Annotated in this window: 18 protein-coding genes and 4 pseudogenes; 11 read left to right on the forward strand and 11 right to left on the reverse strand. The window is 64.4% G+C overall.

Annotated elements, in window-relative coordinates; all coding sequences use genetic code 11:
* Positions 1–89: 89 nt before the first annotated feature.
* Both hutC and E8M01_RS27620 read right to left on the reverse strand, forming a co-directional pair.
* Positions 90–842 (reverse strand): histidine utilization transcriptional repressor HutC, encoded by a 753-nt coding sequence (gene hutC, locus E8M01_RS27615; protein WP_136963092.1) that lies wholly within the window; start codon positions 840–842, stop codon positions 90–92.
* Positions 843–887: 45 nt separating this feature from the next.
* Entirely contained in the window at positions 888–2,246 is a 1,359-nt protein-coding gene (locus E8M01_RS27620; RefSeq protein ID WP_136964867.1) for a formimidoylglutamate deiminase, read from the reverse strand.
* A 139-nt stretch (positions 2,247–2,385) separates the two neighbouring features.
* Here E8M01_RS27620 and hutI point away from each other — a divergent pair, with 139 nt between their 5' ends.
* The 3 genes from hutI to E8M01_RS27635 all read left to right on the forward strand — a co-directional run bounded on the left by hutI (position 2,386) and on the right by E8M01_RS27635 (position 5,978).
* Complete coding sequence (gene hutI / locus E8M01_RS27625) at positions 2,386–3,609, forward strand: imidazolonepropionase (protein ID WP_136963093.1); 1,224 nt, start codon at positions 2,386–2,388, stop codon at positions 3,607–3,609.
* Between the two features lie 103 nt (positions 3,610–3,712).
* Positions 3,713–5,392 (forward strand): urocanate hydratase, encoded by a 1,680-nt coding sequence (hutU, locus tag E8M01_RS27630; RefSeq protein WP_136963094.1) that lies wholly within the window; start codon positions 3,713–3,715, stop codon positions 5,390–5,392.
* A gap of 4 nt (positions 5,393–5,396) precedes the next feature.
* Positions 5,397–5,978: a HutD/Ves family protein gene (locus E8M01_RS27635; protein WP_136963095.1), complete on the forward strand. Its 582-nt coding sequence runs from the start codon at positions 5,397–5,399 to the stop codon at positions 5,976–5,978.
* A 132-nt stretch (positions 5,979–6,110) separates the two neighbouring features.
* Here the strand turns inward: E8M01_RS27635 and E8M01_RS27640 are convergent, their stop codons facing one another.
* Together E8M01_RS27640 and E8M01_RS27645 are read right to left on the reverse strand one after the other, a co-directional pair.
* On the reverse strand, positions 6,111–7,442 hold the full coding sequence (locus E8M01_RS27640) for an MFS transporter (RefSeq protein ID WP_136963096.1): 1,332 nt from the start codon (positions 7,440–7,442) through the stop codon (positions 6,111–6,113).
* 57 nt (positions 7,443–7,499) lie between these two features.
* Entirely contained in the window at positions 7,500–8,162 is a 663-nt protein-coding gene (locus E8M01_RS27645; RefSeq protein ID WP_136963097.1) for a flavin reductase family protein, read from the reverse strand.
* Here E8M01_RS27645 and E8M01_RS27650 point away from each other — a divergent pair.
* Positions 8,161–8,985 carry a GntR family transcriptional regulator gene (locus tag E8M01_RS27650; RefSeq protein ID WP_215908811.1) on the forward strand — a complete coding sequence of 275 codons (825 nt, stop codon included), beginning with the start codon at positions 8,161–8,163 and terminating at the stop codon, positions 8,983–8,985. The two genes, E8M01_RS27645 and E8M01_RS27650, sit on opposite strands and share 2 nt — an antisense overlap.
* Positions 8,986–9,279: 294 nt before the next feature.
* Here the strand turns inward: E8M01_RS27650 and E8M01_RS27655 are convergent.
* A pseudogene (locus tag E8M01_RS27655) lies at positions 9,280–9,426 on the reverse strand (ATP-binding protein); the annotation flags it as partial.
* Between the two features lie 251 nt (positions 9,427–9,677).
* Here E8M01_RS27655 and E8M01_RS27660 point away from each other — a divergent pair.
* The 4 genes from E8M01_RS27660 to E8M01_RS27675 all read left to right on the forward strand — a co-directional run bounded on the left by E8M01_RS27660 (position 9,678) and on the right by E8M01_RS27675 (position 14,903).
* Positions 9,678–10,406, forward strand: a complete 729-nt coding sequence (locus E8M01_RS27660; RefSeq protein ID WP_136963098.1) for a response regulator — start codon at positions 9,678–9,680, stop codon at positions 10,404–10,406.
* Positions 10,403–11,659 carry an ATP-binding protein gene (locus E8M01_RS27665; RefSeq protein WP_246088458.1) on the forward strand — a complete coding sequence of 419 codons (1,257 nt, stop codon included), beginning with the start codon at positions 10,403–10,405 and terminating at the stop codon, positions 11,657–11,659. Before E8M01_RS27660 ends, E8M01_RS27665 begins: the two co-directional genes overlap by 4 nt.
* A gap of 197 nt (positions 11,660–11,856) precedes the next feature.
* Entirely contained in the window at positions 11,857–12,900 is a 1,044-nt protein-coding gene (locus E8M01_RS27670; RefSeq protein ID WP_136963099.1) for a DUF3313 domain-containing protein, read from the forward strand.
* A 173-nt stretch (positions 12,901–13,073) separates the two neighbouring features.
* Positions 13,074–14,903 (forward strand): glycosyltransferase family 39 protein, encoded by a 1,830-nt coding sequence (locus E8M01_RS27675; RefSeq protein ID WP_136963100.1) that lies wholly within the window; start codon positions 13,074–13,076, stop codon positions 14,901–14,903.
* Between the two features lie 71 nt (positions 14,904–14,974).
* Here the strand turns inward: E8M01_RS27675 and E8M01_RS27680 are convergent, their stop codons facing one another.
* The 4 genes and pseudogenes from E8M01_RS27680 to E8M01_RS27695 form a co-directional block, all read right to left on the reverse strand.
* Positions 14,975–15,478: an RES family NAD+ phosphorylase gene (locus E8M01_RS27680; protein ID WP_136963101.1), complete on the reverse strand. Its 504-nt coding sequence runs from the start codon at positions 15,476–15,478 to the stop codon at positions 14,975–14,977.
* A gap of 2 nt (positions 15,479–15,480) precedes the next feature.
* Positions 15,481–15,831 carry an antitoxin Xre/MbcA/ParS toxin-binding domain-containing protein gene (locus E8M01_RS27685; RefSeq protein WP_136963102.1) on the reverse strand — a complete coding sequence of 117 codons (351 nt, stop codon included), beginning with the start codon at positions 15,829–15,831 and terminating at the stop codon, positions 15,481–15,483.
* 144 nt (positions 15,832–15,975) lie between these two features.
* Positions 15,976–16,506, reverse strand: coding sequence for a dihydrofolate reductase family protein (locus tag E8M01_RS27690; protein WP_136963103.1), 531 nt, complete (start codon positions 16,504–16,506; stop codon positions 15,976–15,978).
* 458 nt (positions 16,507–16,964) lie between these two features.
* Positions 16,965–17,225, reverse strand: a pseudogene (locus tag E8M01_RS27695) (transposase); the annotation flags it as partial.
* 218 nt (positions 17,226–17,443) lie between these two features.
* Between E8M01_RS27695 and E8M01_RS27700 the strand changes: the two are divergent.
* Together E8M01_RS27700 and E8M01_RS27705 are read left to right on the forward strand one after the other, a co-directional pair.
* Positions 17,444–18,643 carry an IS256 family transposase gene (locus E8M01_RS27700; RefSeq protein WP_136958628.1) on the forward strand — a complete coding sequence of 400 codons (1,200 nt, stop codon included), beginning with the start codon at positions 17,444–17,446 and terminating at the stop codon, positions 18,641–18,643.
* A gap of 32 nt (positions 18,644–18,675) precedes the next feature.
* Positions 18,676–19,538, forward strand: a pseudogene (locus tag E8M01_RS27705) (IS3 family transposase); the annotation flags it as partial.
* A gap of 40 nt (positions 19,539–19,578) precedes the next feature.
* On the opposite strand, the gene E8M01_RS27710 reads toward E8M01_RS27705, so the two are convergent.
* Positions 19,579–20,949: an IS30 family transposase gene (locus tag E8M01_RS27710; protein WP_211596664.1), complete on the reverse strand. Its 1,371-nt coding sequence runs from the start codon at positions 20,947–20,949 to the stop codon at positions 19,579–19,581.
* A 43-nt stretch (positions 20,950–20,992) separates the two neighbouring features.
* Here E8M01_RS27710 and E8M01_RS27715 point away from each other — a divergent pair.
* Positions 20,993–21,271 (forward strand): annotated as a pseudogene (locus tag E8M01_RS27715) (IS3 family transposase); the annotation flags it as partial.
* Here the strand turns inward: E8M01_RS27715 and E8M01_RS27720 are convergent.
* Complete coding sequence (locus E8M01_RS27720) at positions 21,263–21,682, reverse strand: esterase/lipase family protein (RefSeq protein WP_136963104.1); 420 nt, start codon at positions 21,680–21,682, stop codon at positions 21,263–21,265. The pseudogene E8M01_RS27715 and the gene E8M01_RS27720 overlap by 9 nt on opposite strands.
* Positions 21,683–21,748: the final 66 nt, after the last annotated feature.

Below are 21,748 nucleotides of genomic sequence, written 5' to 3' on the forward strand. Positions count from 1 at the left end.
GCGTTTGATCATGATGACTTGAAAGACGTATTCGGCGGCGGCCCGGCCCGGCGCGGCGGGCGGCCTGCGCCTGCCGCGGATGACGCCCGTCAACTGCGGTCAGGGGGCGCGGGCGCAATGCTCGCGGGAGACCGGGCGTCTTCGGTCGGCGAAAAGCGGCCGACGAAGTGCTGGCGTTCGCCGGGGTAGCTGATGCGCGCCTCGGTGATGAACGTGCCGGCCTGCCAGGTGCGCCGCCCCAGGACGAGGCAGGCCTTGCCCGGCTCGATCGCCAGCCGACGCGCCAAGGTGGCATCGGCATTGACCGCGTGGATCGTGTGTTCGGCATCCGTCCACGGAATGCGGTCGAGCAGCCAGGTGCCGGGCGGAAAGGCCTTGAAATCCGCCTCGCGCGCTTCGGGCACGGCGGCGAGATTGATCAGCCGCTGCTCCAGGGCGCTCGGCAGGTCGTTCAGCACATGCAGCGTCACCACGCTGAGCATGTCCAGGCCCTTGGGCAGGTCCAGCCGCTTGGCTTCGGCCGCATTCAACGAAACCACTTCGCGCTTCAGAACGTCGAACCGGTATTCGACACCCAAACGGCTCGCTTCGAGCGCAAAGTCCTGGATTTCGAGCACCGCGCGTTCGGCTCGGGGCGTGGCGACCACCGATCCGGTTTTCCGCCGCCGCAGGATCAGTCCCTGGACCGCCAGGGCGGACAGCACCTTGTTCACGGTCATGCGTGAGCAACCGTAGCGCTCCATCAGTTCATGCTCGAAGGGGATGCGGTGCCCGGGGGGCCATTCCCCGGACATGATGTGCCGTTCGAGATCATCGCGGATACGCTGATGCAGAGGTTGCATGAGGCGATCGGTCCTCTCTCGCGGCGATCATCGGCCTGTCCCGGCTCACGATGCGAGCCGCGCCAGAGCGGCGATGGTGCGCCTGACGATGGCGTCGCGCTTGTGGTGGCGACCATGGGTCACCACGGTTCGACCGGCGACGATGACGCTGTCAATGGCCGAACGGCCGGCCACGAAAATATAGCGGTCCAGCCAGCTGTCGCCGGAGCCGAGACAGAGATCGGGCTGGCTTGTATCCAGCACCACGACGTCGGCCCGGTATCCGGCATCCAGGGCGCCGATCCGCCGGCCGAGCGCTGCCGCGCCACCGGCGAGCGCCGCCTCATAGAGGGCGCGCCCGGTCGATCCGCCGCCTGGGTCGGCGAGCACATTGCGGGCCCCGTGATTCAGCCTCTGGCCATATTCCAGCAGCTTCAATTCGCCCGGCGCGTCGATCTGGACATTGGAATCGGAACCGATGCCGAACCGGCCGCCGGCCGCGCGATAGGCATGGCCCTCGAACAGGCCGTCGCCGAGATTGGCCTCGGTGATCGGGCAGAGGCCGGCGACCGCGCCGGCCGGCGCCATCCGGCGGATTTCCGCGCCCGTCAGATGGGTCGCGTGAACCAGGCACCACCGGTCATCGACATCAGCGTGGTCGAGCAGCCATTCCACCGGGCGCTGGCCAGACCAGGCGAGGCAATCCGCGACCTCCTTGACCTGCTCGGCGATGTGCATGTGCACCGGTCCCGTCGGCATCGCGCCAAGCAGGGCGCCAAGCTCATCCGGGGTGACGGCGCGCAGGCTGTGCGGCGCCACGCCGAGGGTTGCATCGTCGAGCCCGGCCAAGGCCGCGCGCGAAGCCTCGACGAGGCGGAAATAACCGTCGAGCGAGTTGACGAAACGGCGCTGTCCTTCGTTTGGCGCCGTCCCGCCGAAGCCGCCATGGGCGTAGAGCACCGGCAGCAGGGTCAGGCCGAGGCCGGTCTCGGCGGCGGCCGCGGCGATGCGGCCGGCCATCTCGGCAGGATTGGCATAAGGCCGGCCATCGGCGTCGTGGTGCAGATAGTGAAACTCGGCGAGCGCGGTGAACCCGCCCTCCAGCATCTCCATCATGGCGAAGGCGGCGACGGCTTCGACATCATCAGGGGTGAGGCGGCCGAGAAACCGGTACATCGCCTGGCGCCAGGTCCAGAAGCTGTCCTCCTCGGTGCCACGGATCTCGGCGCGCCCGGCCATGCCGCGCTGAAAGGTGTGGCTGTGCAGGTTGGGTAATCCGGGCAGCGCAACACCGCGGATCCGCTCCCGTCCGTCGCTGGATGCGTTGGCCGCCACCTTGGCGATCATGCCGCCGCTGCAATCCACCGCGACGTCGCTGGCCCAGCCGGACGGAAGCAGGGCCGCGTCGAAAATCAGCTTGCGCATCATGGGCGTGGCCTTCGGTGCAAGGGCCGTCCGGTCAAGACGATGGCCGGGTCGGTGACGGGCTATTTTGTATAGACATATAGCGGGAGTCGAATTATGTATAGACATAACATCGACAACTGATGCCTAAGGGGGCGCGATGGGCTTCGACACGATCTGGCTTGATGCGCGCATCGCCACGATGCGCGAGGACGTGGGCATCGCGACCATCGAGGCGCCCGCGGCCATCGCCGCAAAGGACGGCCGCATCGTCTTCGCCGGGCCGATGCGCGATCTGCCCAAGGGCTGGGACGCCGCGACGCGTGTCGACTGTGCCGGACGCTGGATCACCCCCGGTCTCGTTGATTGCCACACCCATCTGGTCTTCGGCGGCGACCGCGCGCACGAGTTCGAGCTCCGTCTGGCAGGGGCAAGCTATGATGAGATCGCCAGGGCCGGCGGCGGCATCGCTTCGACGGTCAAGGCGACGCGCGCCGCCAGCGAAGATGCCCTGGTCGCCGGTGCATTGCCGCGCCTCGATCATTTGCTGCGCGAAGGCGTCACGACAGTCGAGGTGAAGTCCGGTTACGGCCTCGACGCCGAGACCGAGGCGCGCATGCTGCGGGCGGCGCGCCGCCTCGGGCAGGAGCGGGCGGTCTCGATCACCACCACCTTCCTTGGCGCACATGCTTTGCCGCCGGAAGCGCAAGGGGCGGATCCCGTTGCGGCCAAGGATGCCTTCATTGCCAAGGTCTGCGACGAGATGCTGCCGGCGCTCGCGGCGGAAGGCCTGGCTGACGCGGTCGATGCCTTCTGCGAGGGGCTGGCCTTCTCGCCCGACCAGACGGCGCGCGTCTTTGCCGCCGCCGGCAGGCACGGCCTGCCGGTCAAACTTCATGCCGACCAGCTGTCCAATGGCCATGGCGCACGGCTGGCCGCCGAATGGCGGGCTCTGTCGGCCGATCACGTCGAATATACCGATGAGGCGGGCGCGGCGGCGCTTGGCCGTGCGGGCACCGTCGCGGTGCTGCTTCCGGGCGCTTATTATTTCCTCCGCGAGGCGCAGAAGCCGCCGATCGATGGGTTCCGCCGGCATGGCACGCGGATGGCGCTCGCCACCGACTGCAATCCCGGCACGTCGCCCATGACCTCGCTGCTCCTGACCATGAACATGGGCGCGACCCTGTTCCGCCTGACCGTCGAGGAATGTCTCGCCGGCGTCACCCGCGAGGCGGCGCGCGCCCTCGGCCAGCTTGACCGGATCGGCACGCTCGAATCCGGCAAATGGTGCGACCTCGCCATCTGGGACATCGAGCGGCCGGCCGAGCTCGTCTATCGCCTGGGCTTCAACCCGCTGCATCGCCGCGTCTGGAGGGGCAAGTGAGCCTGATCCCGAGGCCCGATGAGCCGCCGCCTGACGCTGCCGCTCACGAGATCCCTGTTTTCACCGTTCCCCTGCCCATCTTCGCCCGATCGAGGAGCGCCTCATGACCCGACCAGACAAGTCCCGCATCGACAATGCCCGCATCATCAAAGCGGCCCACGGAACCGAGCTCTCGGCCAAGAGCTGGCTGACCGAAGCGCCGCTCCGCATGCTGATGAACAATCTCGATCCTGAGGTCGCGGAGCGGCCCGGCGAGCTTGTCGTCTATGGCGGCATCGGCCGCGCCGCACGCGACTGGGAGAGCTTCGACCGCATCGTCGCGGCGCTGCGGCGGCTCGACGCCGATGAGACCCTGCTGGTCCAGTCGGGCAAGCCGGTGGGTGTGTTCCGCACCAATGTCGATGCGCCGCGCGTGCTGATCGCCAATTCCAACCTGGTGCCGCACTGGGCCAATTGGGAGCATTTCAACGCGCTCGATCGCAAGGGCCTGATGATGTACGGCCAGATGACGGCCGGTTCCTGGATCTATATCGGCAGCCAGGGCATCGTTCAGGGCACCTACGAGACCTTCGTCGAAATGGGCCGCCAGCACTATGCCGGCGATCTCGCCGGCCGCTGGATCCTCACCGCCGGTCTCGGCGGCATGGGCGGCGCCCAGCCCCTGGCGGCCACCATGGCCGGCGCGTCCTGCCTGGCCGTGGAATGCCAGGCAAGCCGCATCGAATTCCGCCTGCGCACCGGCTATGTCGACGTTCAGGCCAAGGATCTGGACGACGCCTTGGCGATCATCGCCAAGGCCGGCGCCGAGAAGAAGGCCGTTTCGGTCGCGCTGCGCGGCAATGCCGCGGACGTCTTCCCGGAACTGGTGCGCCGTGGCGTCCGGCCCGATTGCGTCACCGACCAGACCTCCGCCCATGACCCGGTCAACGGCTATCTGCCCAAGGGCTGGACGCTGGCCGAATGGGAGGATCGGCGCGAGAAAGACCCCGCAGTCGTCACCAAGGCCGCCAAGCGCTCCATGGCCGAGCAGGTCAGGGCCATGCTCGACTTCCATCGCATGGGCGTGCCGACGGTCGACTACGGCAACAACATTCGCCAGATGGCGCTGGAGGAAGGCGTCGCCGATGCCTTCGATTTCCCCGGCTTCGTGCCGGCCTATATCCGGCCCTTGTTCTGCCGGGGCATCGGCCCGTTCCGCTGGGCGGCGCTGTCGGGTGATCCGGAAGACATCTACCGGACCGACGCCAAGGTGAAGGAACTGCTGCCGGACAATCACCACCTGCACAACTGGCTCGACATGGCGCGGCAACGCATCCATTTCCAAGGTCTGCCGGCGCGCATCTGCTGGGTCGGCCTCGGCGACCGCCACCGCCTCGGCCTTGCCTTCAACGAGATGGTGGCCAAGGGCGAACTGAAGGCGCCGGTGGTGATCGGCCGCGACCATCTGGATTCCGGCTCGGTCGCTTCGCCGAACCGCGAGACCGAGGCGATGAAGGACGGTTCCGACGCGGTGTCCGACTGGCCGCTGCTCAATGCGCTGCTCAATTGCGCTTCGGGTGCAACCTGGGTGTCGCTGCATCACGGCGGCGGCGTCGGCATGGGCTTTTCCCAGCATGCCGGCATGGTTGTTGTCGCCGACGGCACGCCCGAGGCGGCCAGCCGCATCGAACGGGTCTTGTGGAACGATCCGGCAACCGGCGTCATGCGTCACGCCGATGCCGGCTACGATCAGGCCATTGACTGCGCGCGCGAACACGGTCTCGATCTGCCGAGCCTTGGGTGAGCCGATGAACATTATCCGCGCCGGCGACTACCGCCGCATGGCCTGGAAGAACGGCGCCGGCGAGACGACGGAAATCGTCGTTTCGCCCGCGGGCGCCTCGCTCGACAGCTTCGACTGGCGCGTCAGCATGGCCCGCGTCGCGCTGGCCGGACCCTTCTCGGTTTTCCCCGGGATAGATCGCACGCTGTGCATCCTGACGGGCAGGGGGATCGACCTGACGATCGCCGGCCAGGGCACCCGCCGCCTCGATCGCGACAGCGATCCCCTGCGGTTCTCCGCCGATGTGGCCGCAGCAGCCGACTTGCGCGATGGGGCGATCGAGGATCTCAACGTCATGACCAGACGCGGGCGCTTCGACCATAGCTTGAGACGCATCCGAACCGAGCGGCCGACAGGCTTGTCCAGGACCGGCGAGGTGATGTTGGTGCTGATCCGCGGCGCCGGCGCCGTGCTGAAATCCGGCGCGGCCGAAATCGAGGCGCTGGATGGCGACACGGGCGTGTTCGAGGCGCCCGGCGAGGCCGCAGCCGAGGTCAGGCCCAGCGGCTTGCTCGACCTCTACGTGATCGACATCCGTCGCGTCTGACGGGCCGGGGCGCGAGGTCTGGAGACCGACCTCCGCACCCAAATCCGGCATGGACCAGGATCAGCAGTCTCGACGATGACACGTGACCCATGCCGGCGCCCGGGCCGGCATGGGTCATTTGGATCTTGCGATTTACGAGCCCGGCCCGTTGGAGAGGCGGCCGGTGTTGGGCCGGTCGAGTTCAAGACGCCTGGTTTCCGGGACAAGCAGGCCGGTCAGCAAGGTCATGCCGGAGACCACCATCAGGTAGACCAGGAACAGTTTGTGCTGGCCTTGTTGCGCCAGGTAGGTGTTCACATAGGGTGCCGTGCCGCCGAAGATCGCGGTGGCGAGCGACAGCGGCCCACTCACGCCTGTCGCTCTGATCTCGGTCGGGAAAACCTCGGCCCAAACCGCCGTGTTGACACCGAACAGGCAGGACAGGATCAGCAGCGCGATGACCATGGCGGTCAGCAGGCCGGTGAAGCTGTTGTCGATCAGGCCGTCGAGCTGGAATGTCGCCGCGATGAAGCCGATGCCGAACAGGATGATGAAGATGCGCCTGCCGAACCTGTCGGCGAGCCAGCCGACGATCGGTATCGCGACCAGGAAGACGGCCTGCGCGATCAGGCTTGCCGTCAGCGCCGACTTGGCGTCGAGGCCTCGGCTGATCTGGGCGAATGTCGGGCTGTAGATCAGCCACGTATAGAACATGATCGAGCCGCCGGCGGACAGTCCGAAGACCACCGCGACGCCGCGCCAGTTGCGCACGAGTGGCGCAAGTCCCGTGGCCGCAACGGCTCCGTCCGCCTGCTTCTTTTCGAAGCTTGCCGTCTCCGTCAGCTTGCGCCTGAGATAGAGCCCGTAAAGGCCGAGCAGGCCACCCAGGGCGAAGGGAATGCGCCAGCCCCAGCTCTCGAGTGCCGCGCGGTCGAGATTGGCGTTCAGCGCAAGCCCGGTCATGGTGGCGATCATGGTGCCGAGAACCACGCTCATCCATGACGTGCTGCCATAAAGCGCCCGTCGGTGTTTTGGCGCGCGCTCCACCAGATAGGTGATGGATGTCCCCATCTCGCCGCCATGGGCGATGCCTTGGGCGAGGCGGGCGGCCAGCAGGATGATCGATGCGAAAAGCCCGACCGAGGCGAAGGTTGGCGCGCAGGCGATGACCAGGCTGCCGCCCGCGGTGATGAACATGGCGAGCGTCAGGCTCTTCTTGCGGCCGACGCGATCCGCATAGAGCCCGAACAGAAAGCCGCCCAGCGGTCTGGTGAGAAAGCCCGCGGCGAAGACGGCGAGAGCCGCCAGCAGGGCCGCCGACTTGTCGGTCGATGGGAAGAACTGAAGCGCGAAATAGGGGGCGAAGATCGTGTAGATCGCCCAGTCGAACCATTCGAGCGTATTGCCGAAATTGACGGCGATCAGATCCTTGGCTCTTCGGGATGTCGTATGGCGGTCCGCGATGGTTATCTCAGCCGTGGACATGGTGATGACCCCTCCTTGTTGATCGGCTTTTGAACTCGGAAAATCTCGGCCAGTCTCTCATCGGAGCGTGGAGCGCCCCTCCAGGCCGGATTGGGCGTCGGTGTCCGAGCCCGGGACACGCATTTCGAAGGTGTCTTTGACGACCGCGTAGTCGAAATAGCCCATGCGCGCGATCGGCTTGATCGAAGCGATGTCGAGCCGGCCGTCGGGCATGATGACGGCATCGTCGATATGGATTTTCTCGACCGCGGCGAAGACGATATCGATCGATCCGACGGGCGAATTGCCTTTGAGACGGTGAGTGCTCAGGTAACGACACTCGAATTTGACGGGGCTTTCCTTGACCATCGGGATCGGGGCGTTGTCGGCATATTCGCGGGTCACGTTCAGGCGATCGAACTCGCTCTCCTGCGGCGGCAGGGCCATCGCGCTCAGATTCACCGCCTCGCGCAGGTCGTAGGTCGCCATGTTCCAGACGAACCAGCCGGTCTCCTCGGCATTGATCACCGTGTCCTTGCGCCGGCCGTCCGGATACTGGTTCGCGGAAAACATCACCATGGGCGGGTCGAAGGTGAGGTTCTGCCACTGGCTGTATGGCGCGATGTTTTCCACGCCGGAGCTGCTGATGCTGGACAGCCAGCCAATCGGACGCGGCACCGTGCAGCTCTTGAACGGCGAATAGGGCAAGGGGCTCGGTTCGAGGTGAGGAGCGTATTTCATGGCGTGGCATTCCGCTGCTGAGGCGCGTCCACCATTTCGGTGGCGCTCAAATGATATTCAACCGATATATCGGTTGAATGGCAATATGGATAGCCGGGAAAATGCGATATGGGAACACGGCAGGACGCGGGCCCGGCCGCAAGGGTTTCGGGCGCAGCCGCAGACGTGGAAAGGCGTGATGAATCAGTCTGAACAAGCGGTCGGCGTGTTGCAGCGCCTGATCGAACAGGGCGATCTCAAGCCGGGCTCGATGGTGTCTGAACGCGACCTGATGGAGCTGACCGGCTTCGGGCGTACGCCTGTGCGCGAAGCGATCCAGCGTCTCGCCCTCAACTACATGCTGCGGATTCACCCGAACAAAGGGATCGAGATTCCGGGAATTTCGATCGAGGACCAGCTGCGCGGGCTGGAGGTGCGCCGCGCCATGGAAGTGCTGGCGGTCGAGCTCGCCTGCGAGCGCGCGACATCAAAGAACATCGAGGCGATCGGGTCGCTGGCGACGGCACTCGACCAGGATTTCACGCTCCGCGAATATTCGGAGACGGTTCGCCAGACCCATGCCCTGATCATCGAGGCCGCCCATAATCCCTACCTCGACGCGCTGATGACGCCACTGCAATCCTTGTCCAGGCGCTTCTGGCTCATGCATGTGCGGGACGAGCAGCGGGAAGTCGCGCATGGCAAGCGGCTTCACCAGGAAATTCTGAAGGCGATTGCCGGGCGAGAGGGCGCGCGGGCCAGCGCTGCGTCGCTGGCGCTGAACAGCTATCTCGTCGAGTTTGCACTGGCGGTCATCGCAAAGATGGCCGCCCCGCGAAACTGACGTCCCGAAACGGCGAACTGGCGGCGGCGATGTCGCCGCTGGACGTTCTGCATCGAAACGAAAACCGCCGCCAGCGTGAGCCAGCGACGGTTTCCGAGTGAGGCTACCGAGGACGCCTGTCAAACGGCGTCCAAAAGGGACCCCCGATCGGCGTCGAACAGGGACCCCCTTGGCGGAAGCGTGGGACGATCGAGCGGCGCGCTATTCGCCCTGCTTGCGGGCGTAGCGAGGGCGTAGCCCGACCGGAGGTGCAAGCAGGGCGAAGCGTCTTTCCGGGAGGTCTGAGCGGGCGGGTCAGCTGCGGTTTTTGAACCGCCGGCTATCATTGCCGGTCTCGACGATGTCGCAGCGATGGGTGATGCGCTCGAGGAGCGCGGTGGTCATCTTGGGATCGCCGAACCCGGTGGGCCACTCCCCGAACGCGAGGTTGGTGGTGATGATCACCGAGCTGCAGTTTTGAAGAGAGCCGCGATATTCTGCGGTCATACCCTGGCGTTTCCTGGGAAATGTGCGGCCTCCCTGTTCATGTCCGCTTCGGGCTATTTGTCTCTGAACAAGTCCGGCTATGGCCGCTTCATGTCTGAACGTGTCTGGATCGCCCACGAGACGCAATTCGTCACGTATCGCGGCTTCTTTCGACCGAATTTCACCCGTAGATCGATGGCCTCCACTCTATGACCGAATGGCCATCCATGACGGAACACACGCCGCAAATCCTGGTGGTCGACGACGATCCTGAGATTAGAAAACTGCTCGCCCGCTATATTGAGGGACAGGCATTTCGTGTCCTGCTGGCGTCGAGTTGTGGCGAACTCCGCCGATCTATTGCGGCCCATGAGGTCGATCTTGTTGTTCTGGACGTGATGCTCCCCGACGGGTCCGGCCTCGACCTGTGCCGGGACCTGAGGGCGGAGCGCAACACGATCCCGATCATTCTTCTGACGGCGCTCAAGGAGGACATTGATCGGATCATCGGGCTCGAGATGGGGGCCGATGATTACCTCGGAAAACCGTTCAACCCGCGCGAACTCGTGGCGCGAATCCGCGCCGTCTTGCGCCGTCGCTCCGAGACCATCGTCGAGATTCCCGGCCCAAAACTCTATCAGTTCGAGGGGTTTATCGCAGACCCGCGAAAGCGCAGCCTGGCCGACGCTCGAGGCAATGCCATCGAACTGACCGGCGCCGAGTTCGATCTGCTGCAATCATTCCTGGATCGGCCCGGACGCGTGCTCTCGCGGGACCAGCTTCTGGATCTCACGCATGGGCGTGACGGCGACGTGCTCGATCGTTCGATCGATGTGCTGATCAGCCGCCTGAGGCGCAAGCTTGATCCTTTGGGGAACGCACGCCTGTTCAAGACGGTTCGCAACGGCGGGTATCAGCTGGTCGTGAAAGTCGAGGCCCAGGACCTTCCGTCATGATGACGCTGCGGGCCAAACTCGCCACGCTCATTGCCGTGGTGATCATCTTGGTGGTCGGTGTCATAACGGCAGTTCTCCTCTACGTCTTGAGGCCGCCGGACGAGCGTCAGGCGATCGATCCGATGGCCGACCAGGTCCAATTGCTGGAGCGGCTGGCGCGCGAGGCCCCCACTTTCGTTTCGATTCAGCAGAAGCCGGCGCAAGGCGAGAGCGAGGCCGACTTGACCTTTTGGTTGCGCGATACCTTGCAAGCGCGAGGAGCGCCACGCGATGTCGTGGTGTCTCGAAACGCGAACGACTTGCCGCTCCTTTCCATCCCCGTCGATCAAGGCTGGATCGTCACGCAGATCACCGACCTGGGCCCGGCGGGCGGCGTCTTCAAGATCATTGCGATGTGGCTCGCGCTCATTGCACTAGGCGCCATCGCGATCGCGCTCTTTTTCGCAAACCGGATGGTCAAGCCTCTCGTCCTGCTCGAGAGGGCGATCGAGTCGGTGGGGACCGATGCGCTCCTGCCCGAGCTCGCGGTCAAAGGGCCGGTCGAGGTCCGCGTCGCCGCCAGGGCGCTCAACTCCCTGTCCTCCCGTCTCAAGGTGGCAATGGAGAGCCGGATGCGCCTCGTTGCCGCCGCCGGACATGATTTGCGGACACCGATCACGCGCATGCGCCTCAGGGTCGAGTTCGTCGAAAACGACGATGACCGCACGATGTGGCTCAAAGACATCGATGAGCTCGGGCGAATTGCCGATAGCGCGATCCTGCTGGTGCGCGAAGAATCCGGAAAGTCGCCGGCCGAAGCCCTCAGGCTCGACATGCTCATCACGGAACTCGCGAGCGAGTTGCGGGCCTTGTCATATGATGTGACGCTCACGCATGCCGCGGCTGCGATCGTGCACGCGAACCCGACCAGTCTGAAGCGGGCGTTTCGAAATCTGATCATCAATGCCGCGACTTACGGCAAGCGGGCACGCATTGCCCTCGAGGCGACGCCCTCGGAGGCGCTGGTCCTCATCGACGATGACGGCCCAGGAATTCCGCAGGACATGATCGGACAGGTCTTCGAGCCATTCTTCCGCGTTCATCCGTCGCGCGCGAAGGATATTGGAGGCGCCGGACTGGGCCTGACGATCGCTCATGAGATCGTGCAGCGCTCCGGCGGCAGTATCACGATCGAAAACGGCCTCCTGTCCGGCTTGCTCCAGGTCGTGACACTGCCGACGGTTGACCCGGCGCCGCATCCGGGGCCTGCCTAGTTGGGCAGGCGCCCGAGCCGTCGCGCTGGCGCACCGTCCTCGCGAACCAGCATCACGGGCAAATAATTCCGAAGATGAATTGATACACATTTCGACACAAGAATCTGTCGAGCAGAAATATTGAGCCATGTCCGATCTTATTGCGGTCCACCTGGCTGCGTTATCAGTAACGCAGCGTTTTCACTCAGGTGGACTGAATGGTCAGAGCAGCTGCGTCAATATATCTTGAAGATTATGCCAGGCAGATCAGGCCGCATTTGCCTCGAACCGAGAGCTCTCGCTGGTTGCTTGCGGCAGCTGCGATACTGGCAAGGGTCCCACAACGTCCAAGCCGGCAAATCATCGCGCCGGTGAATTCGCGCATCGCAAAACCCGATCTTGCCCGGAGACTGCGGGATGGCGGTTCTCGCAAGGCCCGGACGGCCGGGGCCCTGGCGCATCTGCTGCTTGCCGGTTGCGCGAGTGCTCCGCTCGATCGGGCGGGCACTCTTCAGTCTTACGACAACCTGACGACATCGAATGGTCTTGTGACGCAATCGCGATTGCGGGTCGACGAGCCCGTCATCCGGGCCGCCAAGACGGTCCAGATCGTGCCGACCGCTTTTGGCGCCGGAACAACCGGGGTTCCGTTGACTGTCGAGCAGCGCCGCCTGGTCGCCAACGCGGTCGACAGGGCGCTCTGCGCCGGCCTCAGCGAGCGATTTCAGGTCGTCGGGCCGACGCAGCCGGCCGATTTGACCGTTCGCGCGGTCGTGACCCACGTGACGCCGACGGACCCGGTCGCGGTCGGGGCTTCGAGGGGCGCGGCCATAGCCAAGACAATCCTGCTTCCCGGCATTCCCGTTCCCGTGCCGCGCATCCCGATCGGAATGGGGAGCCTCAGTCTCGAAGCCGAAGCGCGCGACCTGGCGGGCCATCAAAGGGCTGCGATGATCTGGGCACGCGGAGCCGGCGTCCTCGGAGGGTCCGGGCGCATGTCTGTCGAAGGCGATGCCTATGGATTGGCATCGGACTTCGGCTCTGATTTCAGCAAATTGCTGGTCACCGGAAGCACCCCCTTCGGCAAGCTGCCGTCATTCCCCTCTGCTCACGGCATCAGAACGTCATTTGGCGGGGCGCCGAGCAGTCCGGCCTGTGAAGCGTTCGGACGATCGCCGGGTGTCGCAGGCTTCATGGGGGGAGCGCTTGGACTTCCTCCAGGCTGGACCGACAAAGGGGCACCCGCGGCACCCGCACCGTAGACGATCCGCGACGCGGCACTGCGCCCGAGCCTCGAGCCGACCTCGGTCAGGCCGGCCTGGCTGATCTTTCAGGCTGGTCTTCGGGAAGCGGCATGACGTGCTCTCCGCCTTTTTGATGCCGCGCCCGGCCGCGTCTCGGTCGCCGGAACGGCGCCGAAGCGGGCGACCGCACGATGGTCGATGCGCCGGCCGCCGCTGATCGACTGCCTCTGTCGGACAGGGGACGGCGTGTCGATCGCCGCATTGGCCGCGAAGCCGGTCGCCTCATTCCCCATCCCCGGCAAAGCCAAGGAAATCCCGTGGTGAATTTGATGCTGCGCGCGCTCACAGATCGCTCCTCCGCGAAGTGGCGGGACTTCATGCGCTTTCGCGACCGGCCGACGGCCGCGACTTCCGCTTCGGACGTTCGGGGCGGCGGCACCCATGGGCCAGCGCCAAGGGTGGGCGGGCCATGGCTCGTCCGCCATGGCGTTTCACTGTTCTGGGGTCTCGTCACGCTGCATTGCCTCGTCGCCTTTCTTGCGCCGACCTTTGGCTTCCTCACGCCTCCACGCGACACGGTCGAGGGGTTTCTCTGGGGGCGCAGCCTTCAATGGGGTTATTCCAAGCATCCGCCGCTGCAGGCCTGGATTCTCGGCCTATCCGAGCAGATGGCGCCGAATGCACCGTGGCTCGCCTATCTCTATGCCCAGCTTTGCGTTGCGGTGACGCTCTGGGCGGTTCTGAAGCTCGCGATCGAAATTCTGGGCGAGGCCCGCGGTGTGCTCGCCGCCATTTTGACGCTTGCCGGCGTGCATTATTACGGTCCCGCGATGGCGACTTTTACGCCGGACACGCTGTCTGCGCCGCTCTGGGCGCTGACCGGGTTGTGGTGGTGGCGCGCGGTCATGCACCGTCGCCCCCTTGCCTGGTTTGCGCTGGCGGTAACCGTCGCCGCTTCGGTCTACGCGAAATACATTGGCCTTCTGCTTGTCGGCGTCCTCGGCGGGCTGACGCTGGCAATGCCGGAGGGGCGAAAGGAGCTTCGTCGGAAGGAATTCTGGCTGGCGCTCACCTTCGGGATAGGCCTCGTTTCGCCGCATCTGTGGTGGATGGCCGACACGGGCTTCTCGTCGCTCTCGCATGCGTTTTCTCACGGGACGAAAGCCGAGAGCATGGCGATGCGCCTGTGGTTCTGCGGCAAGTTCCTGGGCGCCCAGATCGTCGAACATGCCGGTATTTTTCTCCTCGTCGGCATTTGCCTTGGCTTGGGCAACTGGCGTCCGCGCGCGGAGATCGTTGTTGAAGGCGACGATGTTCCCGAGCGAGAGCGTTTCGTCATCCTGCTCATGGCCTTCGCCCCGATCACGATTGCCGTTCTGACGAACTTCGCGGTGGGTGGCGAATTCCGCCAGGGGCGCGGGACAGCGCTCTTCGCGTTCTCCGGCATCGCGGCGATCGGCTTGGCTGGCCCGCTATTGCGTCTCGGACGTTTGCGTCTCGGCGCCGCGCTGATAGTCGCCATCCTCATCGGTCTGCCGCTCGCGAACGCAGGTCATCACCTGGTGCGGCTTGGAATGGGCGCCGCCCATGTCCCGACGCTCTATCCTGCCGTGCAATTGGCCGACGCGTTGCAAAACCGCTGGCGGGCAAGGACGTCCATGCCCCTGCGGATCGTCATCGGAGATCGGTGGCACGCCGGAAACATCGCCTTCTACGCGGCAGACCAACCCTTGCTCCTGTTCGACGGAAACCCGGTGATTTCCCCGGGACTTGACGCCGACGCAGTCTCCAGGAACGGCGCTCTGGTTGTCTGGAATGAGGCGGATCCCGAGGCTCTCGATCGGCTGCGGCGGGTCATCCCGGGGCTCGAAGCCGAGGGTGTCGCATCCGCGCGCGGGCCCTTCGGACTCGGTCGGACGACGGACCTTGCCTATCGCATTATTTTGCCGGGCAAGGATCCATCGGTTGAAGCTCTGGCGCTTCGGCCGGAATTTGATCCGTCGAGCCGGCAATTGCCGTGACGGACCGCGCGTCAACCCTCGCCCGCGCTTGCGTGGGAGTCCGTGTTCGCCGGCATCACAGCGTGACGCTTCTATCGTGACAGACGGTTCTCATCGTCGATCAGAACGAGACGAGCCGGGGCGTCCTTGCCCCATCTCCAAAGCACGAGGTTGAGGTCTTCAGCAGTCGAGCCCGGAGCGTAGCTTCTCACCAGCAGACCATTGTAGCCGGCGGCGATGAGCCGCCGCGCGAAGGCCTGGGTTCTCGCTTCGCCACTGGCCTTCATCTGGTCGCGCCAAGTGTCGTCCGCGAGCGCGGCGGCATCCACTCCTTCGGCCGCGAGCGCGGTCTCGTCGCGGCAATCGAAGATGTTCTCGACCTGGGTGTCATAACAGACCAGTGTCGTCGGCTGAAGGTTGCCGACCTGGTTGGCTTCCCTTAGGGCTGTCATCACCGAAAGCGACGTGTAGAGCGCCGCCGTGCCCTTTGGATTGAAGCGTCCTCCGTAGAGCGCGGCGCCGCGTCCCGACAGCGGCTCGCGCGCATAGATTGGGTTCAGCGCCCGGTAGAGTTTTCCTTCGTGGCGGAGCGGCACGGTCAGGCGTGGACGCCGGCGTCGACCGCGTCGATATAGTCGAGCACCTCGTCGTTGCGTCCGCTGCGAACGAGCTGCATTGCGGTCTGGCCGGAGAAGCCCGCCAGCGGTTCGGAGCGATACCAGGCATAGGCCATGAGCGCGGATCCAAAGCGCGGCTCAACCTTGTTGATGACCTCGATCATCTCCCGCAGGCGCCGTTGCGTCCTGTCGGACTGAACCCGATCCTTGCGCTGGACGGCGTCTTTGCCGAGCCCGGCCGTGCGGGCGATCTCTTCGCTGGTGGTGCGGAGAGCCTCCGCGATCTTGCGCGGGGCGAAGAGACCATTGTCCGCATACTGGGCGAGGCCCATGACTCTCAACTCCGTTCCAAATGCCAGTCATTGTGACGCAATATAGCGTCAGAACTGGCGGATTTCAATGAGAAGGAAGGGGGACAAGAAGGCCCGCTCGTAAATCGGCCATCTGAGCCCAACAGAATCCGGCGGGTCACGAGATTAAGCAGGAACGTAGGTCAACCTGATCACATCCTCGCCAATCCGATCATTGGTCATGAGGCGGAGCGGCGGCCGGGGGCCGGCGAAATATGGCTTGCCGTGACCAAGCACGACGGGGTGCAGGTAGATTCGATACTCATCGATCAGGCCAAGTTCGGTGAGGCTTTGCGCCAAGTCCGGGCCAGCAACTTCGATCTCCCCGGCGCGCTCGGCCTTCAGCTCACGGATCGCTCCCTCAAGATCATCCTTAACAAGCCTGGCGTTGGGGCCGACCGACTTCAACGAGCGCGAGACGACCCATTTCGGCTGGTTCCGCCACGCCGCCGCGAAGGCGTGTCGCTCTGCATCCCATTCAGGATGATCGTCGTCCCAGTAACGCATGATCTCATACATTTGACGACCGTAGACACTGCCCGCCTGCCCCTGAGCCTCCGCGATGAAGTGGCGGAAGAGCATGGGGCTTGGCGCAAACGCCATATGGTCGACGTAGCCGTCCAGGGACTGGTTCATTCCGAACACGAGCTTAGCCATGTCGCTTCCTGTTCTCACGCGACGCATCCGCAGTTCTGATTGTATTATACAACCGGTTGTAAAATAGATCTACTGATCTTATCTGGCAACCGGTTTACCTATGATGCCGCCTAAACCCTGACTTCGGTTCCAGTTGCGGTGCGACTTTGGGAAATTGCGGCGCGCCTTTCGGGCACGCCGCAATGTTTGAAAAGTGGAACTATAGTTTTGCCTCAAACAAGCGGTTCTAAAGGGGCTTTGACCGGAAAGTTTTGCCGCATTGGAAGCAAACTTGAGCCGCAGGGCCCAGAAGGCGCATCCCGGCGCGCCTGGCAGAAGAAGTAGGCGATGAGCGTGGGTGTTGCCCCGTCCGGAGATATCGCTGACTGTTGTGTATTCAGGCAGAAATGAGCGGTCATGTCCCGTAGCGTGGTGTAGCTGGCGCAAGGCCCCACGATCACCGGCATAGGCCGGGCTGGTCAGGCTGCCACGGCTGGCAGGCCGACACTAGGATCATCGTTCAGGCCGGCCATGGTTTCCAGGGTCATGTAGCGGGCCCGCTGGACGGCCCATTCATCGTTCTGTTCGAGCAGGATCGCGCCGACGAGCCGGGCGATGGCGGCCTCGTTGGGGAAGATGCCGACCACCTCGGTCCTGCGCTTGATCTCGCCGTTGACGCGCTCCAACGGATTGGTGCTGTGGAGCTTCGCCCGATGCTGCGTCGGGAAGGTCATATTGGCCTGCTGCCGGTTTCACGGACACCGAGTTTGGGTGTCAACTGTGAAGCCGGAGGTGGCCTATGCAACGACGAAAGTTCAGCCGGGAGTTCAAGCTCGAGGCTGTGAAGCTGATCAAGGAGGGTCGTGTCCCGACTGGTGGTGTAACTGACGGGTGGTCATCGGCGGTTGCCGGTTAGGTTTGGGTTGCGACGACCAACCCCGAACCGAGAGATCCACCGATGACCGACGAGATGATGAACCTGCGCGGGCTGCTGGAGAAGAGCCCCGACGCCGATTTGCTGCGCGAGATGATCGGCTTTGCCGCCGGGCGGCTGATGGAGCTCGAGGTCAGCGGCCTTGCCGGCGCCGGCTTCGGCGAGAAGAGCCCGGACCGCCTGGCCCAGCGCAATGGCTATCGCGAGCGGGATTGGGAGACCCGCGCCGGCACGGTCGAGCTGCGCATCCCGAGGCTACGCAAAGGCTCCTACTTTCCGGGCTTTCTGGAGCCGCGCCGGCTGGCCGAGAAGGCGCTGACCGCGGTGATCCAGGAGGCTTACATCCAGGGCATCTCGACCCGCTCGGTCGATGACCTGGTCAAGGCGATGGGCATGAGCGGCATCTCGAAGAGCCAAGTCAGCCGGCTCTGCGAGGAAATCGACCAGCGCGTCCATGCCTTCCTCGACCGGCCGATCGAGGGCGACTGGCCCTATCTGTGGATCGACGCGACCTATGTGAAGGTCCGCCAGGCCGGCCGGATCGTCTCGGTGGCGGTGATCGTGGCGGTCGGTGTAAGCGGCGACGGTCGGCGCGAGGTGCTGGGCATGGATATCGGCCCCTCCGAGGCAGAGACCTTCTGGACGGCGTTCTTGCGCAAACTGGCCAGACGCGGCCTGCGCGGCGTAAAACTCGTCGTCTCCGACAGCCACGAAGGCATCAAGGCGGCGGTCTCCAAGGTGCTCACCGCGACCTGGCAGCGCTGCCGCGTGCACTTCATGAGGAATGCGCTCGCCCATGCCGGCCGCAGCGGGCGGCGCGTTGTCTCAGCCTTCATCGCCACCGCTTTCGCCCAAGACAATGCAACGGCCGCCAGCCAGCAATGGCGCCGGGTCGCCGACCAGCTCAGGCCAACGGTGCCGAAACTGGCGGCTCTGATGGATACCGCCGAGACCGACGTGCTGGCCTATATGACCTTCCCGACGCAACATCGGGCGAAGCTCCACAGCACCAATCCGCTGGAGCGCGTCAACGGCGAGATCAAGCGCAGGACCGAGGTGGTCGGCATCTTCCCCAACGAGGCCGCCATCGCCCGGCTCGTCGGCGCGATCCTGCTCGAACAGAACGATGAATGGGCCGTCCAGCGGGCCCGCTACATGACCCTGGAAACCATGGCCGGCCTGAGCGATGATCCTAGTGTCGGCCTGCCAGCCGTCGCAGCCTGACCAGCCCGGCCTATGCCGGCGATCGTGGGGCCTTGCGCCAGCTACACCACGCTACGGGACATGACCTCAAGGAGCGCGGGGTTGCGGTCGCGCAAGCGGCGCGCGACCTGGATGTGCATGAGAACGTGCTGCGCAAATGGGCCAAGGATTTTGTGGCCGACCCACAGCAAGCGTTCCCCGGCCAGGGACAGATGAAGCCCGAGCAGTTGGAGATCGAGCGGCTGAGACGCGAGGTTGCCAAGCTCAAGGCCGAACGAGATATCCTAAAAAAAGCCGCGGCCTACTTCGCGAAGGACTCGATATGAAATTCGGGTTCGTTGCGAAACATCGGGGGATCTGGCCGACGGCATGGTTGTGTGAGGCGCTCGGGGTCTCGCGTTCTGGCTTCTACGCCTGGCTCACAAGGTCCCCGAGCCAGCGGGCCAAGGACGATGAGGCGATCGGCGCGAAGGTGCGAGCGAGCTTCGTTGCCAGCGACAGAACCTATGGTGCTCGCCGGGTCTGGCATGACGTTCTCGCCGATGGCGTTTCCTGCGGGCTCCACCGGATCGAACGTCTGATGCACGGTCAAGCTCTTCGCGCTCGGCCGCGGCGCCGTGGCCTTCCCCCTGATACGGGGGAGCGGGTCAGCGTCGGCATCGCGTCAAACCTGCTCGATCGCCAGTTCCAGGCATCGGCGCCGAACCAGAAGTGGGTGGCAGACTTCACCTATGTCTGGACGGCCGAAGGCTGGCTCTACGTGGCCGCGGTTGTCGACCTCTTCTCGCGGCGGGTGGTTGGCTGGTCCATGAACGCGTCGATGATGGCCCAACTCGTCACCGATGCGCTCATGATGGCGATCTGGCGCCGGGGCAAGCCCGACGCCCTGCTGCATCATTCCGACCGGGGCAGCCAAGGCGGATTCAAACGGTCGTCGCAACACCGATTGTGTTCACTCATGGCAGTAACGCGTCAAGCGCCTCTGCCGGCGTTTTCCAGCCCAGCGTCTTTCTCGGTCGGGCATTGAGGACCGCTGCCACGGCGGCAATCTCATCGGCGCTGTGGATGCTCAGGTCGGTGCCTTTCGGGAAGTACTGACGCAGCAGCCCATTGGTGTTCTCGTTGGTGCCGCGCTGCCATGGGCTTTGCGGATCGCAGAAGTAGACCTGGACACCCGCATCGATTTTGAGACGATCGTGCTGGGCCATTTCGGCTCCCTGATCCCACGTCAGCGAGCGACGCAGTTCTTCGGGCAAGGTGATGATGGTGCGCGCGATCGCATCGCGCACGGCCTCAGCTCCGTGTCCCGCGAGCGCTGGCCCGTTCTTCGTGCGAGGAGCTTCGCCGTGCCCCGCGAGGCGGGGCAGATGCAGCAGCATCGTGAAGCGCGTTGTGCGCTCGACCAGCGTGCCGATCGCCGAGCTGCCAAGACCGAGGATGAGGTCTCCCTCCCAGTGGCCAGGCACCGCTCGATCGGCTGCTTCGACGGGGCGTTGACTGATCATGATCTCGGGCGAGACAAAGCCCTTGCCTCGCCTGCGGACGCGCGCCCTTGGCACCCGCAACACGCGTCCTGTTCGCAAGCAGGCCGTCAGTTCGCGGCGCAGCACCCCCCGGCCCTGAACGAAGAGGGCCTGATAGATGGCTTCGTGGCTGATACGCATCGTCTTGTCGTCCGGGAAGTCGATCGGCAAGCGCCGGGCAATCTGCTCCGGACTCCAGGCCCTTGCCCATCGCCGATCCTTTCGCGGGCCATGCCGGCGGCCCTTCCACGGAACGGCAGGACCTGGAACGGAAACGCCGCTCGGAGCCACGACGACGCCGGCAAGTCTCTCCTCCACATAGGTGCGCAAGGTTGTGTTGAGCGCAAGCTTGGTCGGTTTGGGCCGACGGGCCGATCGATCCGCATGCCACTGGGCAGTCGTCGCCCGATACTCCAACCCGCCGCTGCGCGTGGCTGCGTTGCGCCGCAGTTCACGGGAGATTGTCGAGGCGGCTCGCCTCAGGCGGCGCCCGATCTCCTGCATGGAATGGCCCTGCACCCTAAGAAGTGCGACCTCTTCACGCTCCACCAATGACAGGTAACGACCAGGCGGCTTTGCCGAGGATCTGAACATTGCTGGTGGCATACCGCCCGCCTTTCGGAACCATCTGGTTCCTACAGGCTGCGACACTCCGGCTTCGAGAGCAGCATCTTCGCTGCTCAGCCCCGCGGCGATCGCCCGCCAGAATCGAATCTGTTCATCGCGCCCCGCCAAAGGCGGCCGTCCTGGTGAAGGTAATGGCGCTCGTCCAGACCGTGCCGATCGCCGCTTTCGGATGCTCATCGCAACCTCCAACTTCAGAGTGTTGCGACGACCGTTTGAATCCGCCCAATACACCAGCGCGCCGTTCCAGCGTCTGATGGCCGATAATGGCGTCATCTGTTCGATGAGCCGCTCCGGAAACGTCTGGGATAATGCCGCAATGGAGAGCTTCTTCTCCTCGCTCAAGACCGAGCGGACGGCTCGCAAGGTCTACCGCACGCGCGATCAGGCCAAGGCTGACGTGTTCGATTACATCGAGCGCTTCTACAATCCACGCCGGCGTCATTCGACGCTCGGCTATCTCAGTCCGATGGAGTTCGAAAACCAAGCGAATTTAGCTTAGGAACGTGTCCACGAAACCGGCAGCAGGCCAGAAATCTGCAATTGCAGGGTCGCCCTTCTGTTCGTTCGCTGAGCGAAGAACGCTTTTGACGATGAGGCCGCCCAAGCTGTGACAAATGAAAGTGATTGGTCCTGTTCTGAGTTCGTCACTGTTGAGCAGGACTCGCAAGGCGTGAGCCGCTTCATCAAGGAGCGGCATGGCTGTTCCGAGCCAATTCGTCGGCGGCGATACATAGCCAAGGGAATAGACCGCTAGACCCGGCACATCCTTTGCCAACCAGAGCGGCCAGAAGGTGGAGTTATCGTGCTTCCTCCGCCAGGTGTCGTAGGGGTGGCCGCCGAGCCCATGAACGAAGACAACATTGCCGCGCTTATCGCCACTCCAGCCAGCAATCTTGAGAAGGCGCGACATGGGCCTTACCCGCATTACCCAGGGCTCACTCAGATCTTAGATGTCTTTAGACGCTTTCCGTAAAAC

Origin of the sequence: Phreatobacter stygius, from assembly GCF_005144885.1 — a bacterium.
Classification (GTDB): Bacteria; Pseudomonadota; Alphaproteobacteria; order Rhizobiales; family Phreatobacteraceae; genus Phreatobacter; species Phreatobacter stygius.